The following is a 26,360-nucleotide window of genomic DNA, read 5'->3' on the forward strand; positions in this document are numbered from 1 at the left end:
GACTCCCACGGCACCGCCCCCTGTTCAGTGCGCCGTTCGACGTCGGTCAGCGTCCCGTGCTGTGACCGACCAGTGCCTCGGTCACCGCCCGTACGCTGCGCGCGATGTGCTGCAGCTGGAGGACCTCGGCGGCGTACAGCTTGATGGTGTGCTCGATGACCGACTCGGGCAGACCGATGCCGGGCAGGTCGGCCCGCGCGGTCTGCAGGGCGGTCCGGGCCACGCGGATCTCGTGCTGGACCTGGATCTGCGCATGACGGGCGAGCAGCACGGGGTGGCGGATGAACGCGGGGTAGCTGGCGTAGCGGGCCGGCACCAGCTCGCGCAGCCACTTGGCCGCCGATCGCTCCCAGTCGTAGCTGCCGGGTGTCTTGACCTGACAGGGCCAGTCCTGGCTGATGCGCGTGGTGGTCAGTTGCATGTCATCGCTTCCCGGTGTGCGGCGTCGCGGGGGGTGGTTCGACGGTGTGTGGCGGCCCCGGTCCAGGGGATTGACCGAGGCCGCCCTGGGCGCTCGCGCAGGCGATGCCCGACCGAACACCCCTGGCGCCGACGCGGGTAGGAGACGGCGGCTGAGGGTGTTCGTGCAGGAGCCCCGGAGGACGGGTGTCGCCGGCGCGGCGGGTGGAGCGGCGTGCGCATGGGCGGACCGGGCTTTCTCGGGGCGGGTGCGAGCGGTGAGCTCACGGGTGCGGAACGTGCCTGGAGTGGGCCGGACGCGATCCGTGAGCAGTATTTATATATGCCGTTCGCTTTGCAAGGCGTATGAAAACATTCATGCGCGAAATGGGCGGAATGATCCCTGTGTGAAGTCATCAGAGGGGGAGTGGCGGGTCAGTCCCGCATGAAGAACTGGTGCTGTTCGGCGATCTGCTCGTAGTCCTCCAGGCGGGCCTGGGTGCGCTCGGGATCGGCGTCGGTCATGGCCTGGAGCAGTGCGGCGGCCACCACGCCGGGCGCCGCGTACGAGTCGAAGACCAGGCGGGAGCCGGTGCCCGTGGCGAAGGTGACGTCGGCCTCGTCGGCGAGCGCGCCGAGCGCGAGGTCGGTCACTAGGGCCACCTTGAGGCCGGCGCTGCGGGCCACACGGAGCGTGGTGAGCGTCTCGTGAGCGTGCCGCGGCATGTCGAACGCCAGCAGCCAGGTGCCGCCCGCCTCGCGTGACTGCAGGATCGCGTCGTAGGCGACGCTGCCGCCCCTGGTCACCAGCCGTACGTCGGGGTGGATACGGCGCGCGGCGTACGCGAAGTACTCCGCCAGCGAGACGGAGATGCGCAGCCCGAGGACGGTGAGCGGGGTGGACGCCGACAACTCGCGGCCGACGTCGATCAGGCGGTCGGGGTCGGCGAAGTCCCGGCGCAGGTTCTCCAGGTTCTCGATCTCGGCGTCGACCGCGGCCTGCAGTTCGTTGCTGCGGTTCACCTCGGCCGCCGCCGGACCGCCCGCGAGGGTGCGCAGGGCGATGGCCTGCAGCCGCTCCCGTAGCGCCGGGTAACCGCTGAAGCCGACCGCGGCGGCGAACCGGGTCACCGAGGGCTGGCTCACGCCGACGCGCTCCGCGAGATCGGTGATGGAGAGGAACGCCGCCTCCGTGATGTGCTCGATCAGGTACTGGGCGATGCGCCGCTGCCCCGGCGACAGTCGTGGCCCGTCGAAGAGTTCCCTGAGTTGGGACGTCGGTGCCGCGCCGACTTCCGGGTCGGTTTTTCCCGAGGTGATCACGGATGCCTGGGCGCGTGCCTGCTGCGGCGATGGCACCGGTGCGCCTCCTTTGTCTCCCACAGCCACTCAACATAGCTCACAGAGCGTTGTGGTCAGAGGGTGATCAACGCCGGTAAATGGTGATCGAATGACCGACTTGATCGATCGGGCGACTGCTGTCGATCAACTCGGCCAGTTTCCCGCGCGCTTTGTCGATCGCGGTGTCCGAGACGACCAACAGTCCGTGCACCTCGCGCACTCCTACCTTGCGCGGATCGGACGACTCGATGCCGTAGTACGACGGCACACCACTGCCCTTGTAGACGAGCCAGATCCGTTCGCCCGGGTAGCGCTCACGGAGTCGGTCGGCGAGGCGGCCGAGGTCCTGGCCCCAGTCCACGTTCGAGTCGTGCAGCCGCAGATAGGTCTTCGACGGACCGCCGAACGCCTCGTTGGAGTACGGCAGATAGTAGGGGAACGTCCGCAGCGAACTGACCGCGACGAACGCCACCAGCAGCCCCGTGGACAGCGGAGCCCACCGCCACCACGACCGCAGCGCCGGCACACAGGCCGCCGCGACCGCCAGGAACATCGGCACGAAGATCGCGTAGCGCGTGCCGAAGTCCCGCGAGCCGTCCATCGCCGCGGCCAGCAACACGGCCGTGGGTACGAGGAGATACGGCGCCGCGGGCCGCAGCCGCCGTACCGCCACGACCGCGACGGCACCCGCCGCCCACAGCGCGATCATGCCGAGCGGGGTCTTCACCATGAGCGCCACCGGCAGGTAGTACCAGTGCGACCCGGTGTAGAGGTGCCCGAACAGGAAGCCCTGCCACGGGTAGTCCTCCAGACCGAACTGGATGAGCATCCCGTCGAGGAAGGCCCGCGGGAACGGCAGCAGATCGACCAACCGCCCGCGCAGTCCGTGGATGACGGGCACCGGTTCCGTGGACGTGAACCGCAGCTGCGGATCGACGACGAGATACGACGCCCATACGACGGCGAGCGCCACCAGCGCCACCACGGCCGCGCCCGCGACCCCGAGGGCCAATGCCCGGCGCCGGGCGTCGCGGTCGGCCGGGCGGCGGGCGGACCACACCGACACGACGGCGAGGAGCATGAGGACCGGGACGGCGGGCAGGGCGCTCATCTTCGTCGCCACGGCGGCCCCGAGCGCCGCCCCCGCGAGCGGCAGGTACAGCCGTGGGCGCCGCCGAGCCCGCCACAGCAGCCACACCGACGTCAGCAGAAAACCGGCCTGCGGCACGTCGAGCGTGGCCAGCGAGCCGTGCGCGACGACGTCCGGCGAGAACGCGTACAGGGCGAGTGCCACCAACCCCCGTGCCGGGCCCACGAGTTCACGGGCGAACGCGAACACGACCAGCCCGAACAGCAGCGTCAGCAGGATCACCGGCAGCCGGGCCCAGAACATCAGCCGCCACGGGTCGTTGCCCGACTCGTACAGCAGATGGCGGCCCAACTGCCCCTGGTCGCCCTTGTAAGAGGTGTCGAAGTGCGGGTCGGCGAGGGCGATTCCGGCGGCGATCACCAGCTTCCCGAGGGGCGGGTGCTCGGGGTTGTAGTCGAGACTGTGCTCGCGCAGATAGACGGTGGCCGTCGCCACGTACACCGGCTCGTCGATGGTCGGTGTCTGCTGTACGGCGGTCGTGACCATCACGGCGGCCATCTGCGCGAGGAGCACCACCACGAGGAGCGGCAACAGCCATCGCTTACGGCGCCGCAGCCCGGCGTAGAGGCGTGCCGACCGGCCGTCCGCCGCGCGCGGCAGCGACTGCCCGCCGTCGTCGTCGAGCGTGCCGGGGTCGAGGACCAAGTGCTGTTCGCGCGCCATCATCCGCCCTGCGGTGAGGCCGGCCACGGGGCGGCGGGAGCGAGGCGGAGCCGGGTCATGGCCCTACTGTCGCATCGCTCCCGCCACCAGGGGCGTCACCGCTTCAGGAGTCGTACCGACAGACCTTCCGCCGTATACACCGGTACGGCCCGCAGCTTGTCCGAGTTCAGCGTGATGCTGTCGAACTGGCCGCGCAGCGTGAGCGCGCCCAGGACGCGGACCGTCGAGCCCGCGGCCGGCGGGTGCTCGGCGTCGAGCTGCAGGGACAGCGCGCTGCCCTTGCCGAGCACTGCCCGCCGGGTGACCTCGACGGCGGGCTGGTGGCCCGAGCGGAGAGTGGCCTCAAGAGTGGCGGACTGCTGGGCGTACGCGCCGTGGATCTGCACGGACTGGGACACCCGCAGCGCACCGCCGAGCACACTCACGTCACCGTGGCCCAGCGCGTGCGCCGAACCGGCCACCAGCGCACCGGACTTGAGCACGGTTCCGCCGGTGTACGCGTTGTGCCCGGTCAGGGTGAGCGTGCCGGTGCCCTGCTTGGTCAGGCCGCCGCAGCCGTCGATGTCGTTGCGCCAGGCGTCGGCCGCGCCGAAGCCCCCGGCCGCCGCGTCCAGGGCGACGACGACGTCGGACTCGAAGGAGCCGTAACCGTCCGCCGCCGCGAAGAGGTTGAGGCGCCCCCACTGCTCGAACCCGTCGAGCAGGACGTACCCGGACGGCAGCGCGGTCGAGCGCAGCACGTCACGCCGCTGTGCCGCGTCGAGGTACGGCAGGCGCGTCTCCAGCAGCACCTCGGCGCCCTTGGGCACGGTCAGCGGCTTGTCACGGCCGCTGCGGGTGAGCACGTAGGTGAACTTGGGCTCCACGACACGGGAGTTGGCGGTCCGGTCCGCGTACGGGTCGGTCGCGGTGGACGCCGAGTGGGCGTAGGCGTACAGGGTGTCCGCCGTCGTGCCGGTCTTCGCCTCGAAGTAGGCGAGGGCCTGGGCGCGCGCCGCGGCCTTGAGCGCCGCATTGGCCGGGTCGGCGAGCGTGGCGGCGGCCAGCGCGGTGGCCATGATGCGGCCGCCCATGACGTCGACCGTGGAGTGCATGCCGGCCATGATCCGGGTGTGGGCCAACTCGAAGGTGCGGGTGACCAGTTCCTGGAAGCGCTCCGGTACGGCGTACGCGTAGGCGAGGCCCGCCAGGTGGAAGGCGTTGGTGTGACCGCTGGGGAAGCCGCCGTCGTCGACCGGTGACGTGCTGCGCTGGCGCAGGAGTTGGGGCGCGACGACCACCTTGGAGTCGTAGACCGGGAAGCCGAGCGCGTCGGTCGTGCCGGTGTCGACGACCTCGCTCCTCTCGTTCATCCGCCACGGACGCGGGTACTGGTAGGCGTACTTGCTCGGGTTGCCCGAGGCGTAGTTGCCGCGCAGCGTGTCGACCAGTTCGGCCACCTTGCCGAGCGCGGAGTCGTGCGAGCCGGCGCCGAGCGCGGAACCGGCGGGCGCGTCGGCCGGGACGGCGTCGTCGATCTTGGTGGCGGGCGTGCCGTCCGGGGCGCTGGTGATCGAAGTGACCGCCAGGGCACCGGACTTGTACAGGTCGGCGAGCGGACCCAGGCCCGCGATCATCGCGTAGCTCTGGTGCTGGCGGTCGTAGAGGAACGCCTCCTTCGCCTGGGCCTCGGTGCGGTGGGTGGTGAGGTCGATGCAGTACCGCATGTTGGCGCGCAGGATCTCGGGGCGGAGCGGGGTGCCGGTGTTCCAGGCGGCGCCGGTCTTCCATATCTGGGCCATGCCGCCGAGGACCCGGACCACGGCGTTGGTCTCGGGCGTCAGGTTCGCGATGACGTTCGTCCTGTAGTCGTCGACGAACGCGAGCGGGACCGTGGTGGCCTTGGCGTCCGCGGCGGCCAGCCAGCTGACCAGCGTGGGCGCGGCGACCACAGCGGCCGAGGCGCCGAGCGAGGTCTTGAGGAAACCACGTCTGTTCACGGCGGGTCGAACGGCGTTCGTGCGCTGCCCGGCGGGTGACGGCATGGGTGTGCCTCTCTTGAGTTCTACGGCCGTGAGGCCGGCGGGATCGTGCGATCGGCTGTGGTTCGGGGTGCGCGGTGCGACGCGAGAAAGCGCATACGTCGATTGGTGCGTACGTGCGAAGGTTTACGGCGAGCCGTGTCCCGGTGGAGGAAGTTCGGCGTCCACGACATGACCCCCGGGTGAACGGGGGCCGTGCGGTTCACAGGATCGATCGGGCCAACGCCACCGCGCCCTCGACGGGCGGTACCTGGATCGGCCACGGCCGTGCCCCCGGCACCTGCTCGGCGAGCGCGCCGGTGAGGGCGTCGTAGAGGAGGGGCTGCGCGAGGACGGTGCCGCCCGAGACCACGACGTCGTCGACGGGTACGCCCCGTTCGGCGAGCCGTACGACGAGTGCGGCGAGGGAGCGGCCGGCCTCGGCTATCACCTCGCGCGCGAGGAGCGAGCCGGCGTCGGCCGCGGTGAAGACGACACGGGCGTGCCGGCCCCATTCGGCGGAGACGTCGGAAGCGTTTTCCAACGCGGCGCCGAGCGCGGGCACTTCGGCCACACCGAACGCCTCGACAAGTCCCGTCGCGAGCGGGTCCGGAGCCTCACCGCGGTCGTGCGCGGCCCAGACGGCGCGGGCCGCCTCCCGGACGAGACCGGCGGCGCCGCCCTCGTCGCCGAGTACCGCACCCCAGCCGCCCACTTGGAGCCGGCTGCCGTCGGCGAGCAGGCCCACCGCGACGGAACCGGTGCCGGCGACCAGGCCGACGCCCTTGTCCAACCCCGCGGCGGGGACGAGCAGTTCGGCGTCTCCCACGACCAGCACGGGCACCCCGAGACGTTCCTCCAGCGCGGCACGGATCTCGGCGCACTGGCGGGGTGTCTCACAGGCGTGCCCGCCCACGGCGACCGCGGACGGGCGCGTGTGTGCGGGCAGGGCGTCGTGGATCAGCGCGGTGAGCCAGTCGGCGGCGGTCGCGGGGTCGTGCGGCCGCCAGCCGCTGCTCGTACGGATGTGGTCGGCGACGACATCCGTACCCGCGCAGGCGCGCAGATGCGTCTTGGTGCCACCCACGTCGATGCCGACCACGAGGGGCGTGAAGTCCTGCACGGAACCTCTTTCGTCGTTGCGCTGTGCTGCGACGGTTGGGCGAACCGTGTCCTGGGGAACGGCAGTTGGAGCACTAGGGAAGCCCCGGGACGGGCTTCTGACGGACCACGGCAGGCGAGTACCGTGACGTTCGTTAGGAAGTTAACTAACGAAGTACAGTGCGTCAAGACTCATCGCGTACTCGGTCACAGGGACCAGTGCCCGGGCCCGCGCGACGTCAGGACATCCCATCGCCGTGTCCCGCAGACATCCTGCGGGAGAGCGGCCTGTGAACTGGGGGAAGTGTGGAACACGTCGTGGCGCAGGCGTCTCGGCTGACCGAGAGCGCGAGCGCGGTGTTCGAGGTGCTGGCGAGAGCCGGCAGCGCGACCCGGCCGCAGCTCGCGACGCTGGCCGGCCTGTCCAAGCCGACGGTGTCCTCCGCCGTCGTGGAACTGGAGAACGTCCGGCTCGCCGCGCACTCCGGCACCGCATCCGGCGGAACGGGCCGTAACGCCGCCGTCTACCGCCTCGGCCCGGCCGCCGGCGCCGTACTCGCCGTCGATCTCGGCCCCGCCCTCACCCGGGTGCGCGGCTGCGCCCTCGACGGCACCCTGCTGGCCGAGGCCGACAGACCCCGGGAGGACGCCGCCGGCGCCGTGCGCGAGGCCCTTGCCGCGCTGCCCGTAGGTATCCCGCTGCGCTCGGTCGTCGTCGCCGTCGGTGACGTCCTGGCGCGGAACCAGGCGGGCGCCGGGATGCGCCCCGCGACCGCCAAGGCCGGGCCGGTGTTCGACGCCATGACGGTCGCCCTGCCGCCGGGCGTGCCGGTCCACCTGGAGAACAACGTCAACTGTGCCGCCCTCGCCGAACTGCACGAAGGGGCCGCCCGGGGCCGCCACACCTTCGGCTATCTGCGCATCGGCGTCGGTATCGGCCTCGGCATCGTCGTCGGCGGCCAGGTGCTGCGCGGCGCGAACGGCGCGGCCGGTGAGCTCGCCCGGCTGCCCTACCCGTGGGACGAGGCCGTGGAGCCGCGCCGTGAGGCCCTGGAGGAGTACGTGGGCGCCCGCTCGCTGCTGCGCAGGGCTGCCGCGGCCTGGCGGGACACCGACGGACCGTGCCCCGGCACCGCGGACCAGCTCTTCGCCCTCGCGGGGCAGGGGCAGGTCACCGCGCGTGCCGTGGTCGGCCGACATGCCGCCGACGTGGGCAGACTCGCCGCCGCCGTGGCCGCCGTACTGGACCCGGGACTGATCGTCCTTGGGGGCAGCACAGGCACGGACCCGCAGCTCCTGCCCGGTGTGCGCGCCGAACTGGGGCGGCTGAGCTGGCCCACCGAGGTGGTCAGCAGCACGGTCGGTGATCTCGGCACCGTGGTGGGCGCAGCCCGGCTCGCGGTCGCCAGAGGAGTCCAAACCGTGACCGATGGTGCGGGGGCGAAGGATTGACGGCCTCCGACTTGGTCTGCCAATGTCCGGACAAGCGCTTTCTAAGTCGGTCGGGACACCGACTTGGGGTGAGCCTTCTCAGCCCGTACGTGACGTACGGCAACCGCACGAGGGTGTGCTTGTGCGGTGACGGCCATGTCGGCCGGGGAGCTCGCTCCGTGTGGACGATGCGGCCGGGCGAGGCCGCGCCCCCGGAAAGTGACTTTTCCTGCAAAATGCACCCGTGCCGCCTCAGCCGGCGCCGTGCTCCGTCCCCTACGACGAAAAAGGGATCGAAGATGACCACTGTGGGTGTGCGGCGCTCCAGCCGACTCGGCCGCGGCGGCATGCGCCGCCTGGTTCCCCTCGCTGCCGTCGCTGTGTCCGGTGCCCTGCTGCTCTCCGCCTGCGGGTCGGGGTCCAGCTCGGGCGGTACCTCCAAGTCGCTGACGTTCTGGATCTCCACGGTTCCGGGGCAGGACGCGGGCTGGAAGAAGCTGGTGGCGCAGTACAAGAAGGAAACCGGCGTCAACGTCAAGCTCGTCAACATCCCCTACGACGGGTACCCGACGAAGCTGCACAACGCCGCGCAGGCGAACTCGCTGCCCGATGTTGCCGACGTGCCGGCCCTTGACCCGATCTGGTCGAGCAAGCTCATCGACCTCAAGTCCATCGCCAACAACAAGAGCTACAACATCAACGCCAACTTCCTCGCCAAGGACTCGTCCGGCAAGGTGCTGGCCATCCCCTCGGACGTCACCGCGTCCGGCCTGTTCATCAACAAGTCGCTGTTCAAGAAGGCCGGTGTCGCCTTCCCGACCTCGCCGTCGAAGACCTGGACCTGGGACGAGTTCATCGCGGCGGCGAACAAGGTGCGCGAGAAGACCGGCGCCAAGTACTCGCTGACGTTCGACCAGTCGCCGTCCCGGCTCCGCGCCATGGTGTACGAGATGGGCGGGAAGTACGTCCACGCGGACTCCTCCGGCAAGTTCTCGGTGGACGCCGCGACCAAGAAGGCCGTGAAGTACTTCGTCGGACTGAACGACGACAAGGTCATGCCGAAGTCGGTGTGGACCAGCGGCGCCGACCCGTCGGCCATCTTCCAGAGCGGTGACGTGGTCGCCTACTGGTCCGGCGTGTGGCAGGTCGCCTCCTTCGCGGACAGCATCAAGAAGTTCGACTGGGCGAGCGTCCCGACTCCTGCCCAGCCGGTGCAGGCCAGTGACGTCAACAGCGGCGGCATGATGGTGGGCTTCAACAACAACGGCGCCGCGGCCACCGCCGCGACGAAGTTCATGTCCTGGGTGTACGAGCCGACGCACTACACCGAGCTGGTCCAGGCCTCCGGGTTCCTCCCGGTCGAGAGCGGTCTGAGCCCGAAGTACCCCTTCACCTCCGCGGCGGCGCAGGCGGCGTTCAAGCTCTACAACGAGGAGATCCCGCTCTACGCCCCGATCTCGGGCTACTTCAACGGCGCGCAGACGAACTGGGTGCTGAAGGGCAAGAGCCTCACCACCGACCCGACCAAGACGGAGCTCGGCAAGGCGATCAACGGCCAGCAGTCGGCCGACAAGGCCCTGCAGAACATCGTGGACGGCTACAACCAGGCGGTAGGCGGCTGATCGTGGGCCGCAGGGCCGGGCGGCGGTGCCTCGACCCCGCCGCCCGGCCCTGGGCGCGCACGTGGTGCCGGGCTCATGGCGTGAGCCCACAGCAATCCATTCCACCAGCACGGAAGTCAGGAAGATGACAAAAAGCGCCGCGGACGTGTCCGTGAGGCCGCCCAGGAAACGACGCAGCACCTACACCCTCGCGCCGCTGGTCCTCATCGCGGCCAATGTCGTGCTCTTCGCCCTGTTCTTCGCGTGGCCGGCGGTGATCGGGCTCGTCTACTCCTTCACGAACTACACCGGTGTGGGGGCGTTCCAGTTCATCGGACTGGACAACTACCACAACCTGTTCGGGGACTCCGCCTTCTACGACGCGCTGACCCGGACGCTGCTGTACGCGGTGCTCTTCGTTCCCCTGAACTTCGTGCTCTCCCTGCTCGCCGCCAACCTGGTGGTGAGCAAGCACGCCAAGGGCGCGTCCGTCGCCCGTGTCATCTTCTTCATTCCGTGGCTGCTGTCGCCCATCGTCGTGGGTGTCCTGTGGCGGTGGCTGTTCGGCGAGAACTTCGGACTGGTCAACTACGTCATCGAGAAGCTCGGCGGGTCCGCCGTTCCGTGGCAGTCGAACGCGGACCTGTCGCTAGCCGTGGTGGTGGTCGCGGCATCCTGGGCCTGGACGGGCTTCTCGATGCTGCTGTTCATCGCGGCGATCAAGAACGTACCGGTGTCGTACTACGAGGCGGCCTCGCTCGACGGCGCCGGTCCGTGGCGCCAGTTCATCAGCATCACGCTGCCGAGCATCGCGCCCACCTCGTTCATCGTCATCCTGCTCAACACGATCAACGCGATGAAGGAATACCCGCTGTTCGTCTCCCTGAACAACGGCGGACCCGGTACGTCGAACAACCTGATGGTCCAGTACATCTACCAGACCGGCTTCCAGCGGGGCCAGATCGGCTACGCGAGCGCCGCGTCGTTCGTGCTCATGCTCATCCTGATGGCCGTCGCGATCGTCCAGCTGATCGTCAACCGACGGGTGGAGAACCGATGACAACCACAGACACGCCACGCCCGGTCGACGCCGGTCCCGGACGGACCGTTTCCAAGAAGCGGACTCGCGGCTCGCGCGAGGGTGGGGTCCGGCGGGCGGTGCCCGCGACGACACTGCTGTGGTTCATGGCATGCCTCTACGGGCTGCCGGTGCTGTGGTTCATCCTCAGCTCCCTCAAGCCGGCCGGGGACCTGTTCTCGTATCCGCTGACGCTGATCCCGCACAACCCGACCCTGTCGGGCTACCTGACGGCGTGGCGCAGTGCCAACTTCTCCCAGTACTTCATCAACACGGCCATCGTGTGCGTGATCACGACGATCCTCACCGTGGGCGTCAGCTGCTGCACCGGGTACGCGCTGGCCAAGTACGACAACAAATGGCTCAAGGCGTTCTTCATCTGCATCCTGGCCACCACGATGCTGCCGTCCGAGGTCATGCTCGCCCCCGAGTTCCTGGTGGTCCGCAACCTCGGCCTCTACAACTCGTTCGCCGGCATCATCCTCCCGGCCGTGCTCACCGCGACCGGATGCTTCATGTTCCGCCAGTTCTTCCTGACGGTTCCCGACGAACTCGTGGAAGCCGCACGCATCGACGGCGCCCGCGAACTGTCGATCTTCCTGCGGATCATGGTGCCGCTCTCCCGGCCCATCATGCTGACCCTCGCCATCCTGTCCTTCCAGTGGCGGTGGAACGACTACATCTGGCCGCTGCTGATGCTGAACGACCCCAACAAGTTCACCGTGCAGATCGGCATCCAGAGCATCGTCGGCGCGCAGAACATCAACTGGTCGGTCCTGCTCGGCGCTTCGGTCATCTCGATGATCCCGCTGATCCTCATCTTCCTGGTCTTCCAGCGCTACGTCATGGGCGCCGACATCAACGCCGGACTTAAGGACTGACCGTGCCCACCCCGCTCGACCACGAGTTCGTCCGCGCGGCGGCCGGCGCCGCCGACCGGTCGGCCGCCCCGCTGGCGGCCGGCCCCGACGAGGAACCCGCCGGTGTGCCGCACCGTGGTCTGGCGCGGCGGGTGAAGACCCTGATCGCGGCGTACCGTTCCCCGGACTCGGCCCTGCACGGCAGCGGACAGGCGGTCGCCGCCGCGATGACCCACCTCCGCGCCCTGCGGGCCGTGCAGACGCCCTCCGGTCTCTTCGCGGGCGGAGACAACGTCCAGTCACCGCCCGACTCCGCGTTCACCGTCAACGACGTGTGCGACGCGTACGTCCTCGCCGCCGACGCGGGACCGGAACTCGGCGAGGTGAAGGCTGTGCTCGCCGAGATCGCCGGCGCCGCCACCGCCAGTCTCCTGACCGGTGGCGTGCACACCCCGAACCACCGCTGGGAGCTGAGCGCGGCGCTCGCCCGTCTGCACCGGTCGTTCCCCGACGACCGGCTGCTCGACCGCGTCGAGGAGTGGCTCGCCGAGGGCGTCGACATCGACACGGAGGGCCTGTACTCGGAACGCAGTGCCGTCTACGCGTCCATCGTGACCAACCCGGCGCTGCTGTTGCTGGCCGAGGTGCTCGGGCGCAGCGACCTGCTGGACGCCGTCGAACGCAACCTCGCCGCGACCCTGGACCTGATCAGGCCGGACGGCACGGTGGAGACCGTCCACTCGCGCCGCCAGGACCAGAAGCTTTCGTTCGCGCTGTGGCCCTACCTGCCGCACTACCGGCTGCTCGCGATCCGCACCGGCCGGGGCGACTTCGCCCGCGCGGCCCGCCTGGCGGCCGCCGACGGCATCGACGACCCCGACCTGCTCGCCCAGACCCTCCTCACCCCGGATCTGTGCCGCGCCCTGCCGGCCCCGGACGCGGAGCAGCTCCCGCGCGACCGGTACCTCCCCACCGCACGCCTCGCCGCACACGTCTCGGCCACCGCGCACACCGTGGTGTACGGCGGCTCCGACGTGCCCGAGCACCGGCGCATCCGCTCGGGCCTCGCCTGCAACCCCACCTTCCTGCGCCTGTTCGCCGGTGCCGCCGTCCTCGACGCGGTCCGCCTCTCGCGGGTGTTCTTCGACCTGGGCCCGTTCCGTGCCACCGACATGGAACAGCTCGCCGACAACCGGTACCGGCTCACCCAAACCCTCACCACCGCCTACTATCAGCCGCTCCCGAAGGACCGGAGGCGCGACGACGGCGCCTACCGCCTGGTGGACGAGGGCCGCTTCTCCGCGGCGATGGCCTTCCCCGACCGCCCTCAGGACGAGGTCTCCCACACGACCCGGGTCGAGGTCGACCTGCGGGAGGACGGGGCCGACCTGCGGATCGACATCAGCGGCCCATCGGTGCCCTGGGCCCTCGAACTGACCTTCCGGCCAGGGGGAGTTGCAGAGGGCGCCGTACCGATCGGCGACGGACGCTGGTGCCTGACGACCGGGCCGATGACCTATCGGGTCGGCGACGACGAGATCCGCGTCGAGGCCACCGTCGAGACAGGCGAACCCCTCGCCGGACCGGACCGCAGCGACGTACTACGGTACGACCCGGGGCAGGACTACACGGTGGTCGGCGGCACCGACGCGACGACCGGGAACCGCGTCTACCTCGGCGGAAACGGCCCCCAGACACTGACCGTCGCACTCCGCGCCATGAAGGGCTGATCCACCGCGATGCAACTCCCTCACCAGCGCGGCCCGTTGCACCACCTCCCCGACACCCCGGAGGCCTACGACGCGGTCCTCGCCGACGTCGTCGAGCAGGCCCTGCGCCGCATCACACCGGCCGGCAACCTCGAACACCCCGACTGCTACGACGACATCGGGGACACGTCACTCGGGATCACGTCCCTGCTGGCCTTCGCCTGGCAGTGCGGCAAGGACCCGCGGCTGCCGGAGGCGGTACGGCGCAGCCTCGCCTTCCACCTCCGGGAGCGCGTTTACACTGAGGACAACCCCGGCTACCCGAACCTGAAGATCCGCAACTCCGGCTTCCCGTACGCCCGTTACGTCCTGGAAGCGGGCGCGCACCCCATCGGGGACTGGCCGAGCACGGCGTGGGCGCTGCTCCAGGCGGTCAACATCCTGGACGCGGCGGACGGACTCGTCGACGACGAACAGCGCACCGCGCTGGTCGAGTTGGCCCACGGCTACTGGCGCTGGCTCACCGAGGCGACCTTCTTCAACCCACAGGAAGCCGGCAACCAGGCCATCGGCTGCGTCGTCGGCGGCCTGATGCTGGCCCGCCATCTCCCTTCGGAAGAAGGGGAGTTGATCCGCACGCGTGCACTCAGTGTGTACGGCGACGAGATCCGCGCCCACCGTGTGCGCGACCGCGGCGCCCTCCTCCCGCCCGAGCACGGCGGGGCGTACGACAACAACTACGGCCCGATCTCCCTGTCGTTCCTCGCGCAGGCCCACATCGTCAGCGGCGAGGACGTCTTCGCCGAGGACGGGGAGGCGCTGGCCCGCTACATCGACGCCCGCCTCACCAACGGCGGCTTCGACAACGGCGGCCCCCGCTACAGCGAGCAGCACTCCGCCTTCGAGTCGGTCCTCGGCCTGCGCTACTTCGGCAGCCGTATCGGCTCGGACATCGGCCGCTATCGGGGCGACAGCCGTTGGGCCCGGCACGCGGTCAAGCCGGACGGGGGAGTGGACGGTCACTTCGCCTGGATGCTGGTCTGGCAGATCCAGGACACCACGCGCTGGCATCGCGAGCCGTCGACAGAAGCGGCTCGTCATCAACTGCGCGCCGGCACCGTGTCGGTGGCCTTCGACAGCAAGATGACCCCGTCACTGATCGAGGCGGACGGCACCTACTACCTGCCCGCGGCTGTGAACCGTCAGCACGGCTTCGGCCCGGTGCTCGACGGCTTCCTGCTGTGCCGCCCGATGGGCGAGGTACGGGTCCGGGACGTCCAAGTCGAGGGCCTGGCCGCCAAGTTGGTCACCAAGCCGGTCGTCGGCCGCGACCACGTCCTGCGGCACATCCAGTCCCTGTACGTCACGGACGGCGCGCGACTCTGGACGACGGTGGCCGTCGAACGGCTGGACGGAGCACCGTACTTGCTGGCCGGGCTGCCGTACGCGGCGGACGACGGGGACCGGGTGCGCAGGACGGCCGAGGGCGACGTCACGGCCGCGGGCTCCCTGCGCCTCACGCACCCGTCCGGCGAGGGCGCCGGGCACTTCGACGCCCGCTCCGAACTCACCCAGGAACAGGCGGCGTTCGCCCTCGCCGCCGACCCGCGCGGCTATGGCAACCCCGACGAGGGCTGGCGCCACCTGGTCACCTCCACAGCACTGGAGGCCGACCCGGCACCGGGTGCGCCGGAGGGCCTGCACGTGTTCGCCGTACGGTACGGACCCGGGGACGGTGTCTTCACGCCCGCGTTCGAGGTCGGCGAGGACGGTCTGACCGTGCGTACAGAGGCGTTCACCGCGGTGATCGGGGACGCGACGGGCGATGCCCACGGGGAACCCGGGCTGACGCTGCGGGCCTGAGGACGGGACAGGTCACGACCTGGCCGCCGCAGCTGTCAGGCCTGGGTGCCTCCGCGTACCCCGGGTGCGCTGCTCACCGCTGCCATCGGATCGGGATCGGCCGGGAAACGTGCGGCGACCCGGCCGGCGGTGGCGGTGGCTCGGGCTGTGGTGGTCACCAGGCCTATCGCCGCGATCACCAGGCCGCTGGTGGCGAGGATCCACCAGCCCGGGTGGCTGGCGGTGGCGAATCCGGCTCCGCCCGGGGTCCGGGTGCGCGCGGTGACGACCGAGCCCAGAACCGCGACGCCGAGGTTGTTGCCGACCTGGCGCCCGGTGGTGGTGATCGCGGCGGACACCCCGGCCTGGGCGCGTGGCATGCCGGCTACGGCGGTGCTGGTGATCGGCGCGTTGACCAGGCCGAATCCGATGCCCAGCAGCACGTAGGCGACGAGCAGGGTCGCCCAGGGAGTGGTCGGCGTGAGCGTGGTCAGGGTCAGTGCCGCGGCGGCGATCAGCAGGCCCGCGGCGACCAGCGGCGGGCGTGGGCCGCGCGCGGCGGTGAGGCGTCCCGACAGCGGTGAGGCGACCGCGGTGCCGACGGCCATCGGCATGGTCAGCAGACCGGCCTGCAGGGCGCTGCAACCGCGTACGTCCTGCAGGTAGAGGGTGTTGAGGAACAGGAAGCCGGACAGTACGAGGAACGCCGTGACGGCGGCGACGAAGGAGCCGGTGAACGGGACCGAGCGGAAGAACACCGGGTCCACCAGCGGCTGTTCGCGGCGCCGTTCGTAGGCGGGCAGCGCTGCGGCCGCGACGGCGGCCAGGGTGAACAGGGCGATGATGGGGGCGCTTCCGTAGCCCTGGCGGGAGCCCTCGATGATCGCGAAGATCAGAGAGGTCAGGATCGTGACGACGAGTACCTGACCGACCGCGTCCGGGCGTCGTGGCGCCGCTGCCCTGGATTCGGGTACGAACAGCGCGGTGAGCACCAGGGCGGCCACCCCGATCGGGATGTTGATCCAGAAGATCGAGCGCCAGCCCGCCGAGGCGACCAGCAGGCCGCCCACTACCGGGCCGGCAGCCAGGGACAGGCCGACCGTGGTGCCCCACAGCCCGATCGCGCGGGCCCGCTCGCGTGGATCTGGGAAGGCGTGCGTGATGATCGACAGGGCGACCGGATTGAGCATGCTGGCGCCCAGGCCCTGGGCGACACGGAAGGCGATCAGCCAGCCCAGCGACGGGGCCAGGGAGCAGGCCAGCGAGCCGGCGGTGAAGACGACCAGGCCGGCCTGGAACATCCGGCGCCGTCCGATCCGGTCGGCGGTGGATCCGGCCACCATCATGAAGGCGGCGACCGCCAGGGTGTAGCCGTCGACGGTCCACTGCAGCCCGCTCACCGGGGCGCGCAGATCGCGGCCGACGGCGGGCAGGGCGACGTTCACGGCGGTGGTGTCCACGGCGGTGATCAGCAGGCTCAGGCAGCACACCGCCAGGACGAGCCCTCCCCGCCGACTGCTGTCCTGCGCCAGGGGCGTGTGCGTCGTCATATCCGGACTCCTTGAGTGAGGGGTGGATCAACTCCCCTTGGTCGATGGGGACTTCGTGGTCGGGCACGGGTCGGAGCGCGCAGGACGAATATGAGGTGGCAGCCGGTCGAGGTTCAGCGGGCGAACGCGGGGAAGTCCGTCTCGGCGCTGTCCCGGATCGCGTGGATGACCTGGTCGGGGGTCTCCAGCTGCGGGGAGTGGCCGGTCTCGGGGAGCAGTTGGAACCGGGCCATGGGGATCGCGGCGGCGTACGCGCGCCCGTAGTCCACGTCGACAATCCCGTCGCTGTCGCCCCACAGCACGAGGGTGGGTATCTCCAGGGACCCGAGACGTCCGAGGAGGGTGGGGTCGGCCATGTCGGAGCCCGCGTAGACGCCGATCGTGGCCCGGTTGCCCGCGGCGATCGTCTGCGCCGCCGGGGGCAGGGTCGCCGGGTCGATGCGGAACGGCTCGGGGTTGTGGAAGCTGAGCCGGAAGAGCTGATCCATGGTCAGGGAGAAGAAGTCGGCCACCGGATGGCCGGGCACCTCGATCCCGACCGCGTCGATCAGGACGATGCCGCTGACGCGCGGCGACTTCAGCAGCGCGATCTCGGCGGTGATCCAGCCGCCGATCGAGTTGCCGATGACGGTGACGTCGGTCAGCGCAAGCTGGTCCAGCAGCGCGCCGTAGAGCATGGCCAGGCCGGACACGGAGGTCAATGTCCCGGGTCGTACGGTGCCGTCGAAGCCCGGGTGGGTCGGGACCAGTACGCGTATGTCGTGAGCGGCGGCGAACTTCTCGGCGAACCCTGTCACCGACTGCGGGCCGGCCCCGCCGTGCAGCAGCAGGAACGGCTGCCCGGAGCCGTATGCGGCCACGGACACCTCGACCGGGCCGACTCCGTCGAGGCTGACGGTGTGCTGAGTGGTGGTTTCCATGGATCCCATGGCCTTCTCCTTGATCAATTCGGGTGCCGGGGCGAGAGGGAGCGGGTTACCGGTGCGGGTGGTCAGGCGAAGTCGGTGGCCGGCTCGGTGGCGTACCGGCTCATCGCCTCGATCGTCACCTCGGGCGTCAGCGGCCGGCCGGCGGCGATCATGTCGCGCAGCTCCCGGAAGTAGTCGACGTACAGGTCCGGGGTGAACGTGTTGAGCAGGACCGTTGTGCCGTCGGTCGGGTTGGCGAAGGTGTGCGGGGCGCCGGGCGGGATCATGACCAGCGTTCCGGCGGGCGCGTCGTGGACGGTCTCGCCGACGGTGAACCGGGCCGCGCCTGACACGACGTAGAAGCCCTCGTCGTGCCGGGCGTGCCGGTGCTGCGGCGGACCGTCGGTGTGCGGGGCGAGTGTGATCTCCCCGATACCGAGGCGGTGGCCGGTCGTCGTGCCGTCCTCCAGGATCCGCATCGTGGTCGGGCCGAGCTGGATCGACTCACCGGAGTCCGGGCCGACCACTGAGACGTCTGTCATCTGAACTCCGCATAAGAGAGTGGGGTGTATTCGCTGGGGTTGACTCTCATGAATGTAGGCCAGTCGACCTCTTTATGCAAGTGCACTCTCACGATGGGGGTGTGCACTCGGAATCGGAGCTCTGCCTACGGCGAGGCGTTACGCGATGTCGATGTGCGGATTGCCGTTCGAGGCACCGAGACCCCCGTCGACGCGGATATGAGCCCCGTTCACGTAACTCGCCGCCGAACTGGCCAGGAACGTGATGACGGAAGCCGCCTCGGCAGGCTCGCCGAAGCGCTGCATCGGTACTCGGTTCAGCGCGGCGGCGACGAGCGCGTCGTGCTGCAGGAATCCCGCGGTCATGTCGGTGGAGATCATGCTGGGATGGACGGCGTTGACCCGCACGCCTTCCGCGCCGTGGTCGAGCGCCATCGCGTTGGTCAGGTTGGTCACCGCGCCCTTGGCGGCGTCGTAGGCGGCCAGGCCCCAGTCACCGCCGAGCCCGGATGCCGAACCGACGTTGACGATGCTGCCGCCCACGGCGCGCAGATGCGGAAGCGCGGCCCTGGAGGCGAAGAAGACCCCGTCGACATCGGTGGACATGATGCGTCGCCAGCCCTTCGTGTCGAGGTCGGACACGGTGCCCAACGGCTCGACGATCGCGGCGTTGTTGACCAACGTGTCCAGCCGGCCGTGGTCGTGGGCCACGGCATCCACGAGCCCGGTGATCCCCTCCTCGTCAGAGACGTCACCGACCCGGGCGATCAGCGTCGAGCCCGTCGGCGCCTCGGACACCACTTGGTCCAGCTTGGCCTGCGTCCGGCCGATGATCACCACCGTGGCACCCTGGGCGGCGAAGCGGTGAGCGGTGGCGGCGCCGATGCCCGATCCACCGCCAGTGACGATGACGACCTTGCCGGTGAACGTGTTCTCAGCCATCGCAGAACCTCAACTCCTCATGTGTCACATGGTGTTGTCGGCCGTGGGTGTCCGCAGCCGGAAAAGCGGACGGTGCCCTGAGCCCTGGGCTTGTCTCTGTCGACGAAGCCTAGGAAGATCGCGACAGCACAGGCTTGAACCACAGCGCCATCCCGGCAGAACATCCGCGCCAGATGACGCCGGAGCTACGAAGGCGGGGACGACCGTCGATGGACCGCACTGGAGTGGAGGCCGACGGGTCGACCCCGGGGCTCTCCGGGGACTCCGGCCCCTCCGGTACCGAGCCGGGAGCGTTCGACGCCTTCCGCAGCGGCTGGGAGACGGAAATCGGCGACGGCTTCCCGTTGCCGACCTTCAGCCCGGCCACGACCCGTGACTTCCGGGTCAAGAGCCGCGCCACCAAGGTCGGCGACGTGGCCGTCACCGATCTCCACGGAGCGTCGGCCATCCGGACCGAGGGCCCCCTCAACGGCGTCGAGGACCAGGTACGGATGTACATCGTGCAGCGCGGCTCCTGGACCCTGGGCGCACCACTGGCCCGGGGTGAACAGACCGTACCGGCCGGGCAGTTCCTCATCCGCCACATCGGACGGCCCCTGCACTTCGAGACGGTGCCGGACACGAGGGCGAAGGTCCTCGTCCTACCCGCCGCCATGCTCAAACCGCTGCTCGGCGAGCGACAGAGCGTCAGCGGTCCGGCCGACTCCGCCGAGGTGCGCCTGTTGGTGGCCCACTCGAACATGATCTACGAAACGGTCGCCGGCCTGGGAGCGGCCGGAGTGCAGGCCGCCCACAGCACACTCATCGAACTGACCAAGGCGGTGGCCAGGCGCCAGGTCGACGACACGGAACCCCAACTGGCCCTCGCACTCGCCCAGGCCGCGAAGGACCTCGCGGACAACCACCTGACCGACCCCGAACTCTCCGGCACGATGCTGGCCCGTGAACTCAACGTCTCCGTACGCAGCCTGCAACGGGCGTTCGCCGCGGCGGGGGAGTCGGTGACCGCCTACATCCGACAACGGCGGCTGGAAGAGGCCCGACTCGCCCTCACCGCACCCTCCGGCCGGCTCAGCGTCTCGGAACTCGCCGCCCACTGGCAGTTCGCGGACAGCAGCCACTTCATCCGGGCCTTCAAGAAGCACTACGGCCGCACACCCACCGACTACGCCCGCTCGGGCACCTCTTCGGGCCCGCCCGGCCTACAGTGAGTGGTCGGCCGGCCTGACGAAGACCTGGGCCGTCCCCTCGTCCAGCAGGCGCTCGCCCACGGACAGGAACCCCAGTCGCCGGGCGAACCTGATACTCGGCGCGTTCCCGCTGTCGACCAGCGCCCATACGGCGGGCAGGCGCAGGTCCGACAGTGCGTAGTCCAACAGCGACCGGATCGCCTCGGTGGCCAGGCCCCGTCGCCACAGGTCGGGCCGGACGCACCAGCCGGTCTCGATCAGCTCACCGGGCAGGTCCCGCGCCGGCTGCAGATGCCCCAGCCCGACCACCTCCCCGTCCAACAGCCAGGTCCAGTAGCCCAGTTGAGGCGGACCCGCGAAGGCCAGTCGGCTGGTCACAAGAGCCCGCGCGGCCCGTTCCTCGCTGAAGTCGACCGGGAAGTAGCGGCTGGCCAGCGGGTCGGCGAACAGCGCGACGAGTCCCTCGGTGTGGTCCGGGACCAGCGGCGCCAAGGTCAGCCGCTCGGTGGTCAGGATCGGCTGCGCGCGATCGACGGCTCCACTGCTCATGATCGCCACCCTAGGACGCGCGTCTCGGCAACGGCAATCGCCCGCAACCGAGTTGGGGGGCGGCAGTGCGCGACAGGCACCGCCGTGTTCACCCGTTGCCGACGCCGTACGGCGCGGGCAGCACGTCCGTGGGCACCACCAGATCCGCCCGGCCACGTGTCCTGGCGACCAGGTCGGCGTTGCGCTGGTCGGTGCCCGACACCCAGGCCACGGCGGTCTCGTGGTCCTTGCCGAACTCCTCGTGCCGGGCGACGAGTCGGCGTACGCGTTCGTCCTCGTCGGCCTCGCAGAACCACACCTCGTCCAGACACGGCCGTACCCGCGCCCATGAACCCGCCTCCAGCAGCAGGTAGTTGCCCTCCGTCACCACCAGCCGGGCCGTCGGTTCCACCGGGATCGCGCCGGCGATCGGCTGTTCGAGCACCCGCTCGAAGCTCGGCGCGTACACCACCTCGTCGGTGTCCTCCCGCAGCCGCCGCAGCAGCGCCGCGTAACCGGCCGCGTCGAAGGTGTCGGGCGCGCCCTTGCGGGCACGGCGGCCGAGTCGGTCCAGTTCGACGTCGGCGAGATGGAAGCCGTCCATGGGGACGTGGGCGACCCACGGATCCCCGGTGCCGTTCAGCGCGCGCACCAAGTGCTCGGCGAGGGTCGTCTTGCCCGCGCCCGGGCTGCCGGCGATACCGAGGACGGCACGTCGGCCGGGGCCGGCGAGAGCGGTGGCACGGGTGAGGAGGTCGTAGAAAGTCGGCGGCACACGGAGAGTGTGCCATCCGCCTCGGACGCTCGGCCGGGGCGATGTGCGGGACAGAGGGGAGCCGGCTCCATGCCCGACGACGCGACACAGATCCGCACCCTGATCACCGGCTGGGCCGAGGCCGTCCACGAGCACCACTCCCCTCGACCTCACGCGAGGGTTTCTGACGGGTGGTGTGATCGGGACGTCGCTGATCGAGGACCCGACACCGGAGTGGGCGAACCGGCTCGCCGGGGCCCGCCTCGACTCGGCGCCAGGACCGACCGAGGTGAGCAAGCCGACCGAGGTGAGCAAGCCGTCCGGGGGCTGTGCCGTCGGCTTCGTCACGTTCCTCGGTCTGCTGCTCGGCGCGGGCGGCGTGCTCCTGTTGCTCCGCGGCGACCTCTTCGACCAGGACACCACCGCACGGTCGCCCTCGGCCCGGGCCAGTCGTTTCTCGACCAGGGCGAACTGCGCCGGGCCGTCGACTCGCTCACCAAGAGCGAGGGCAAGGGCGAAGACAAGGCCCTCACCGTCGTCGTACAGGACCGACCTCCCTACTGCGGGTCTACGTCAGCTCGTCGGCCACCCAGTGTGCGACGCCGGTGGGGTAGGGCGCCGACAGCCCGAGGACGATGTGACGGAAGCCGGCCTCGACCGCTTCTCCGATCGCGTCCCTGGTGACCTCGGGCTTGTCGTACGAGACGGACAGATGGATCGAGCGCGCGATGGCGGCGGGATCGCGGCCGATCTCGGCGCAGTAGCGGTCGAGAAGCGCGCTGCGGTTGATCGCGTCGTCGATGTCGCCGCCGGGGATGTTCCACAGGTCGGCGTGCTCGGCGACCACGCGCAGTGTCGCGGCCGAGCGTCCCCCGATCAGGATCGGCGGGTGGGGGCGCTGGACCGGCTTGGGGCTGCCGAACGCTCCGGTGAGGTGGTGGTGGGTGCCATGGAAGTCGAACGGCTCCTCCTCGGTCCACAACCGCCGGATCACCGTGCAGGACTCGGCGAGGCTTGCCACGGCCTGCGCGGAGTCGTGGAAGGGGAGGCCGTGGGCCTCGTACTCGCGCCGGGCCAGGGGATGGTCGGGGCGTGAGCCGACACCGATGCCGAAGTCGAGCCGTCCGCCGGAGACGATGTCGACGGTCGTGGCGATCTTGGCCAGCATCGCGGGCGGCCGGAAGCGGTTGCTGGTGACCATCACGCCGAGCCGCAGTCGTCGGGTCTGCGCGGCGAGGGCCGAGAGCAGCGTCCACCCCTCGTAGGCCGGTCCGTCCGGGTCGCCGCCGATCGGCATGAGGTGATCGAACAGCCAGGCGTGCTCGATCTCCGGGACGGTGTCCGCCTCGCGCCAGACGCGCAGGATGTCGTGGTAGCCGACCTGCATGGGGGCGGTCATGATTCCGAAGCTGGGGCGGGGCGTGTGGGGCATGGTGGAGTCCGTTCTTCTGCGACTCTTCTGCGACGCGTGGTGGCAGGCGTGGCTTGGTCGTCCGGCCTCTGCTCTGGCATCATGGGCAAGCGGAACCTTGTTCCGGAAACGATACGGAACGCGGTTCCGTTTTGGCAAGTCTTAAGGGTGGAGGAGTTGCGCGGTGAGCGAGAACGGCGCGGACGCGGGACGCGTGGACCGGTCCAAGAAGGTGGACACCCCGTCCAAGAGGGCGGACGCGCGGCGCAACAAGGAGACCCTGCTCGACGCCGCCGCCAAGGTCTTCGTCGCGTCGGGTGTCGATGCCCCGGTGCGCGACATCGCGCGCGAGGCCGGCGTCGGACTCGGCACGATCTACCGCCACTTCCCGACGCGCGCGGATCTCGTCATCGCCGTCTACCGGCACCAGGTCGAGGCCTGCGCCGAGGCCGGTCCGGCGCTGCTGACGAGCAGCGCCACTCCGTACGCCGCACTCCGGGAGTGGATCAATCTCTTCGTCGACTTCCTGGTCACCAAGCACGGACTCGCCGCGGTACTGCGGTCCGACAGTGCCGGTTTCGAGGCGCTGCACACCTACTTCCTCGACCGCCTCCTGCCCGTGTGCGCCGAACTGTTCGACGCGGCAGCAGCGGCCGGTGAGGTCCGGTCCGACCTGACGGCCTACGAGATCATGCGCGGCGTCGGCAACCTCTGCGTCGGCGCGGAGGGCGACGACCGCTACGACGCGCTCCGCCTCGTCGACGTCCTCGTCTCGGGCCTGCGCCTGCCGAACTGACGCAGTCGTCAGGCTCGTTCATGCGCTGGTGGTCGGCGCGTCACCTCTCGGTCATCCGACGCTGAGACGTTCCCTCTGTCGGAGAAGTTGGCTATACAACTTTGAGAGGGAGGGAGTGATAGTCATGTCACCTTCCGTAGAAGATCTGCCGCTCACCTGGCTGCGGGACAACTGCCCCTGCCCCAGGTGTCGCGACCCGCGCAACGGGCAGAAGCTGTTCCAGATCACCGAACTGCCCGCCGACCTTGCGCTCGGCTCCGTGCGGCGGACCGCCGACGGCGTCGAGGTCGACTGGGCGCCGGACGGGCACCGGTCCGCGTACCCGGCGCAGTGGTTGACGACCAACCGGCCCGAGGCCGCCGACGGTTCGGGGGACCGGCGTGACGAGAACGGCAAGACCCTGTGGACCGCCGCCGACCTGAACGGCTGCCTCCCCGAGGCGAGTTGGGCGGATTACCTGAACGACACCGTGGCCAAGGCGCGGGTGCTGGAGTCGGTCCTCGGGCTCGGCTTCGCCCTCCTGCGCGACGTGCCGTGCCGCGAGGGTCAGGTGCTGGAGGTGGCGGAGACCTTCGGCTACGTCCGGGAGACCAACTACGGGCGGCTCTTCGACGTACGGGTCGAACCGGACCCCAACAACCTCGCCTTCACCGGCGCCCGGATCACCCCGCACACCGACAACCCGTACCGCGACCCGGTGCCCACCCTCCAACTCCTGCACTGCCTGTCCAACGCGGCGGTCGGCGGTGACTCAGGACTGGTGGACGGGTTCAAGGCCGCCGCGCTGCTGCGCACCGAGGACCCGGAGGCGTTCGCCGTACTGACGCGCACCCCCGTGCCGTTCCGCTTCAGCGACGCGCACACCGTGCTGGCCGCCGACCGGCCACTGGTCGACGTGGACGGCCGCGGCCGAATCCGCGAGGTGCGCTTCAACAACCGTTCCATCGGCACCCTGTTGCTGCCCGCCGACGAACTGGAGGCCTTCTACCGGGCCTACCGCACCTTCGCCGAGATCACCCTGCGCCCCGAACTCCAGCTGGAGTTCCGGCTGTTGCCGGGCGACTGCCTGATCTTCGACAACGTCCGGCTCCTGCACGCGCGGACCGCCTTCGAGGAGAGCGGTGCCCGTCACCTCCAGGGCACCTACGCGGACCTCGACGCACTGGCCGGCACGTTGGCCGTACTGCGTCGCGAACGGGCCGTAGCGGCAAGGGAGTTCGTGGGCGAGCTGGCCGAACTCTTCGCGGGCGAGGGCGCGAGCGCCTACCTGGGGGAGGAGGTCACGATGGCACAGCACATGCTCCAGGCCGCGGCGTGTGCCGAGGAGGCGGGGGCGCCCGACGCGCTGATCGCCGCCGCGCTGCTGCACGACCTCGGGCACTTCGACGGAGCGGTCAGCGGCGAGGAGTTGATGGAGGGCACCGACAACCGGCACAGCCACACCGGGGCGGACCGGCTGGCCGAGTGGTTCGGTCCCGAGGTCACCGAGCCGATCCGGCTGCACGTGGCGGCCAAGCGGTATCTGTGCGCGGTCGAGGCGGGTTACTTCGGCCGGCTTTCCGAGGCCTCTGTGTACACACTGGAGGTGCAGGGTGGTCCGATGTCTCCGGGCGAGGTCGCCGCGTACGAGGCGAATCCCTACGCGGCGGACGGGGTCGCGGTGCGCCGCTGGGACGACGAGGGCAAGGACCCCGAGGCGCCGACCCCGGACTTCGCGCACTTCCTTCCGCTGCTCACGGCCTTGCTGCGGAAGGAGTGAACACGGACTGGCTATGAGGAGCGACTCAGGCGTCGTCGGCCGGGCGGCGGGCCAGCGAGCCGGACGCGGCCGAGCTGTGGACGGTGAAGGCCACGGTCTCCGGGAGGTACCGGTCCTCGGACCATTCGACCGGTGTGCCCGCCGGGTCCGTACTGCACCGGCGCTCGCGCAGCAGGGGGTCGCCGGGCCGGCAGCCGAGCAGCCGGGCGTCCTCCTCGTCGGCCCGGCACAGGTCGATCGTGTGCTGGGCGTCCGCGAACAGCACGCCCGACTCCTCCAGGGCCACGGTGTGCGACACGGTGTCCGGCGGCAGCTCGGCGATCAACTCGCCCACGGCGGACGGGTATACGGTGCGCTCGATCATCACCGGCCGCCCCGAGAGGGTGCGCAGTCGCCGTACCTCATAGATCTCCGCCCCTGCGGGCAGGCGCAGTTGCTCGCGCTCGGTCGCGTCGGCAGGGCGTGTTTCCACGGTGACGATCCGACCGCCGGGCTCCTCGCCCGTCGAGCGGGCCCAGCGGGTGAAGCTGAGGAGTTCGCCGAAGCTCTGCGGGCGGGGCGTGCCGATCACTACCCGGCGAGTGCCGCGCCGGGAGGCGATCAGTCCCTCGGTGCGCAGGAGGGCCATCGCCTGGCGGACCGTGCCCCGGGAGACGCCGTACCGTTCGGCGAGTTCGCCCTCGGCGGGGAGGCGTCCACCGGAGCCGTAGCGGCCCTCGCCGATCTCGCGGCCGAGGTCGGCCGCGACCTTCCGGTACATCGCCGGGGGTTTTCCCGTGCCGGCCGGGCCGTCCGTCACCGCGTGCGTCTCCGTCCTGAGCGCTTC

22 protein-coding genes are annotated in these 26,360 nt (G+C 70.2%); 9 read left to right on the top strand and 13 right to left on the bottom strand.

Annotated features, from left to right (window positions below; genetic code table 11):
• Window positions 1–46: 46 nt before the first annotated feature.
• The 5 genes from AB0I69_RS03455 to AB0I69_RS03475 form a co-directional block, all read right to left on the bottom strand.
• On the bottom strand, window positions 47–421 hold the full coding sequence (locus AB0I69_RS03455; protein WP_019064417.1) for a hypothetical protein: 375 nt from the start codon (window positions 419–421) through the stop codon (window positions 47–49).
• A 413-nt stretch (window positions 422–834) separates the two neighbouring features.
• Window positions 835–1,758 carry a MurR/RpiR family transcriptional regulator gene (locus AB0I69_RS03460; protein ID WP_363093819.1) on the bottom strand — a complete coding sequence of 308 codons (924 nt, stop codon included), beginning with the start codon at window positions 1,756–1,758 and terminating at the stop codon, window positions 835–837.
• A gap of 67 nt (window positions 1,759–1,825) precedes the next feature.
• Window positions 1,826–3,556: a phospholipid carrier-dependent glycosyltransferase gene (locus AB0I69_RS03465; RefSeq protein WP_363094161.1), complete on the bottom strand. Its 1,731-nt coding sequence runs from the start codon at window positions 3,554–3,556 to the stop codon at window positions 1,826–1,828.
• Window positions 3,557–3,648: 92 nt separating this feature from the next.
• Window positions 3,649–5,577: a phosphatase PAP2 family protein gene (locus AB0I69_RS03470; RefSeq protein WP_363093820.1), complete on the bottom strand. Its 1,929-nt coding sequence runs from the start codon at window positions 5,575–5,577 to the stop codon at window positions 3,649–3,651.
• Window positions 5,578–5,776: 199 nt separating this feature from the next.
• Window positions 5,777–6,676, bottom strand: coding sequence for a BadF/BadG/BcrA/BcrD ATPase family protein (locus AB0I69_RS03475; protein WP_363093821.1), 900 nt, complete (start codon window positions 6,674–6,676; stop codon window positions 5,777–5,779).
• A 296-nt stretch (window positions 6,677–6,972) separates the two neighbouring features.
• Here AB0I69_RS03475 and AB0I69_RS03480 point away from each other — a divergent pair, with 296 nt between their 5' ends.
• The 6 genes from AB0I69_RS03480 (at window position 6,973) to AB0I69_RS03505 (ending at window position 15,196) form a co-directional block, all read left to right on the top strand.
• Complete coding sequence (locus AB0I69_RS03480) at window positions 6,973–8,106, top strand: ROK family protein (protein ID WP_363093822.1); 1,134 nt, start codon at window positions 6,973–6,975, stop codon at window positions 8,104–8,106.
• 278 nt (window positions 8,107–8,384) lie between these two features.
• Window positions 8,385–9,707: an extracellular solute-binding protein gene (locus AB0I69_RS03485; protein WP_363093823.1), complete on the top strand. Its 1,323-nt coding sequence runs from the start codon at window positions 8,385–8,387 to the stop codon at window positions 9,705–9,707.
• 124 nt (window positions 9,708–9,831) lie between these two features.
• Window positions 9,832–10,746: a sugar ABC transporter permease gene (locus AB0I69_RS03490; protein WP_363093824.1), complete on the top strand. Its 915-nt coding sequence runs from the start codon at window positions 9,832–9,834 to the stop codon at window positions 10,744–10,746.
• A complete protein-coding gene (locus AB0I69_RS03495; RefSeq protein ID WP_363093825.1) occupies window positions 10,743–11,645 on the top strand; it encodes a carbohydrate ABC transporter permease in 903 nt (300 codons plus the stop codon). Before AB0I69_RS03490 ends, AB0I69_RS03495 begins: the two co-directional genes overlap by 4 nt.
• 2 nt (window positions 11,646–11,647) lie before the next feature.
• Entirely contained in the window at window positions 11,648–13,354 is a 1,707-nt protein-coding gene (locus tag AB0I69_RS03500; RefSeq protein WP_363093826.1) for a hypothetical protein, read from the top strand.
• A gap of 9 nt (window positions 13,355–13,363) precedes the next feature.
• Window positions 13,364–15,196 carry a hypothetical protein gene (locus AB0I69_RS03505; RefSeq protein WP_363093827.1) on the top strand — a complete coding sequence of 611 codons (1,833 nt, stop codon included), beginning with the start codon at window positions 13,364–13,366 and terminating at the stop codon, window positions 15,194–15,196.
• Window positions 15,197–15,231: 35 nt separating this feature from the next.
• Here AB0I69_RS03505 and AB0I69_RS03510 read toward each other — a convergent pair whose 3' ends face one another.
• The 4 genes from AB0I69_RS03510 to AB0I69_RS03525 form a co-directional block, all read right to left on the bottom strand.
• A complete protein-coding gene (locus AB0I69_RS03510) occupies window positions 15,232–16,725 on the bottom strand; it encodes an MFS transporter (RefSeq protein WP_363093828.1) in 1,494 nt (497 codons plus the stop codon).
• Window positions 16,726–16,838: 113 nt separating this feature from the next.
• Window positions 16,839–17,654 (bottom strand): alpha/beta hydrolase, encoded by an 816-nt coding sequence (locus tag AB0I69_RS03515; RefSeq protein ID WP_363093829.1) that lies wholly within the window; start codon window positions 17,652–17,654, stop codon window positions 16,839–16,841.
• 62 nt (window positions 17,655–17,716) lie between these two features.
• On the bottom strand, window positions 17,717–18,175 hold the full coding sequence (locus AB0I69_RS03520) for a cupin domain-containing protein (protein ID WP_363093830.1): 459 nt from the start codon (window positions 18,173–18,175) through the stop codon (window positions 17,717–17,719).
• A gap of 138 nt (window positions 18,176–18,313) precedes the next feature.
• Window positions 18,314–19,096: an SDR family oxidoreductase gene (locus AB0I69_RS03525; RefSeq protein WP_363093831.1), complete on the bottom strand. Its 783-nt coding sequence runs from the start codon at window positions 19,094–19,096 to the stop codon at window positions 18,314–18,316.
• 209 nt (window positions 19,097–19,305) lie between these two features.
• Here AB0I69_RS03525 and AB0I69_RS03530 point away from each other — a divergent pair, with 209 nt between their 5' ends.
• Window positions 19,306–20,307, top strand: a complete 1,002-nt coding sequence (locus AB0I69_RS03530) for a helix-turn-helix domain-containing protein (protein ID WP_363093832.1) — start codon at window positions 19,306–19,308, stop codon at window positions 20,305–20,307.
• On the opposite strand, the gene AB0I69_RS03535 is transcribed toward AB0I69_RS03530, so the two are convergent.
• From AB0I69_RS03535 to AB0I69_RS03545, 3 genes are all read right to left on the bottom strand, one after another.
• On the bottom strand, window positions 20,299–20,835 hold the full coding sequence (locus AB0I69_RS03535; RefSeq protein WP_363093833.1) for a GNAT family N-acetyltransferase: 537 nt from the start codon (window positions 20,833–20,835) through the stop codon (window positions 20,299–20,301). The two genes, AB0I69_RS03530 and AB0I69_RS03535, sit on opposite strands and share 9 nt — an antisense overlap.
• Window positions 20,836–20,923: 88 nt before the next feature.
• Entirely contained in the window at window positions 20,924–21,589 is a 666-nt protein-coding gene (locus AB0I69_RS03540) for a nucleoside/nucleotide kinase family protein (RefSeq protein ID WP_363093834.1), read from the bottom strand.
• Window positions 21,590–22,136: 547 nt separating this feature from the next.
• Window positions 22,137–23,000, bottom strand: a complete 864-nt coding sequence (locus tag AB0I69_RS03545) for an LLM class flavin-dependent oxidoreductase (RefSeq protein WP_363093835.1) — start codon at window positions 22,998–23,000, stop codon at window positions 22,137–22,139.
• 211 nt (window positions 23,001–23,211) lie between these two features.
• On the opposite strand from AB0I69_RS03545, the gene AB0I69_RS03550 reads away from it, so the two are divergent.
• Both AB0I69_RS03550 and AB0I69_RS03555 read left to right on the top strand, forming a co-directional pair.
• Window positions 23,212–23,775 carry a TetR/AcrR family transcriptional regulator gene (locus AB0I69_RS03550; RefSeq protein ID WP_363094162.1) on the top strand — a complete coding sequence of 188 codons (564 nt, stop codon included), beginning with the start codon at window positions 23,212–23,214 and terminating at the stop codon, window positions 23,773–23,775.
• A gap of 124 nt (window positions 23,776–23,899) precedes the next feature.
• Window positions 23,900–25,534 (top strand): TauD/TfdA family dioxygenase, encoded by a 1,635-nt coding sequence (locus tag AB0I69_RS03555; RefSeq protein ID WP_363093836.1) that lies wholly within the window; start codon window positions 23,900–23,902, stop codon window positions 25,532–25,534.
• A gap of 25 nt (window positions 25,535–25,559) precedes the next feature.
• Here AB0I69_RS03555 and AB0I69_RS03560 read toward each other — a convergent pair whose 3' ends face one another.
• Entirely contained in the window at window positions 25,560–26,333 is a 774-nt protein-coding gene (locus tag AB0I69_RS03560) for a GntR family transcriptional regulator (RefSeq protein WP_363093837.1), read from the bottom strand.
• Window positions 26,334–26,360 lie beyond the last annotated feature (27 nt).

It is taken from the genome of Streptomyces sp. NPDC050508, from assembly GCF_040655155.1.
Classification (GTDB): Bacteria; Actinomycetota; Actinomycetes; order Streptomycetales; family Streptomycetaceae; genus Streptomyces.

What these genes read in the sequence shown, in the direction of transcription:
- AB0I69_RS03545 (WP_363093835.1), bottom strand. Translation starts at nt 23,000, where the DNA reads ATGCCCCACACGCCCCGCCCCAGCTTCGGAATCATGACCGCCCCCATG.
- AB0I69_RS03520 (WP_363093830.1), bottom strand. Translation starts at nt 18,175, where the DNA reads ATGACAGACGTCTCAGTGGTCGGCCCGGACTCCGGTGAGTCGATCCAG.
- AB0I69_RS03505 (WP_363093827.1), top strand. Translation starts at nt 13,364, where the DNA reads ATGCAACTCCCTCACCAGCGCGGCCCGTTGCACCACCTCCCCGACACC.
- AB0I69_RS03525 (WP_363093831.1), bottom strand. Translation starts at nt 19,096, where the DNA reads ATGGCTGAGAACACGTTCACCGGCAAGGTCGTCATCGTCACTGGCGGT.
- AB0I69_RS03495 (WP_363093825.1), top strand. Translation starts at nt 10,743, where the DNA reads ATGACAACCACAGACACGCCACGCCCGGTCGACGCCGGTCCCGGACGG.
- AB0I69_RS03465 (WP_363094161.1), bottom strand. Translation starts at nt 3,556, where the DNA reads ATGATGGCGCGCGAACAGCACTTGGTCCTCGACCCCGGCACGCTCGAC.
- AB0I69_RS03530 (WP_363093832.1), top strand. Translation starts at nt 19,306, where the DNA reads ATGGACCGCACTGGAGTGGAGGCCGACGGGTCGACCCCGGGGCTCTCC.
- AB0I69_RS03455 (WP_019064417.1), bottom strand. Translation starts at nt 421, where the DNA reads ATGCAACTGACCACCACGCGCATCAGCCAGGACTGGCCCTGTCAGGTC.
- AB0I69_RS03535 (WP_363093833.1), bottom strand. Translation starts at nt 20,835, where the DNA reads ATGAGCAGTGGAGCCGTCGATCGCGCGCAGCCGATCCTGACCACCGAG.
- AB0I69_RS03470 (WP_363093820.1), bottom strand. Translation starts at nt 5,577, where the DNA reads ATGCCGTCACCCGCCGGGCAGCGCACGAACGCCGTTCGACCCGCCGTG.
- AB0I69_RS03515 (WP_363093829.1), bottom strand. Translation starts at nt 17,654, where the DNA reads ATGGGATCCATGGAAACCACCACTCAGCACACCGTCAGCCTCGACGGA.
- AB0I69_RS03555 (WP_363093836.1), top strand. Translation starts at nt 23,900, where the DNA reads ATGTCACCTTCCGTAGAAGATCTGCCGCTCACCTGGCTGCGGGACAAC.
- AB0I69_RS03490 (WP_363093824.1), top strand. Translation starts at nt 9,832, where the DNA reads ATGACAAAAAGCGCCGCGGACGTGTCCGTGAGGCCGCCCAGGAAACGA.
- AB0I69_RS03485 (WP_363093823.1), top strand. Translation starts at nt 8,385, where the DNA reads ATGACCACTGTGGGTGTGCGGCGCTCCAGCCGACTCGGCCGCGGCGGC.
- AB0I69_RS03510 (WP_363093828.1), bottom strand. Translation starts at nt 16,725, where the DNA reads ATGACGACGCACACGCCCCTGGCGCAGGACAGCAGTCGGCGGGGAGGG.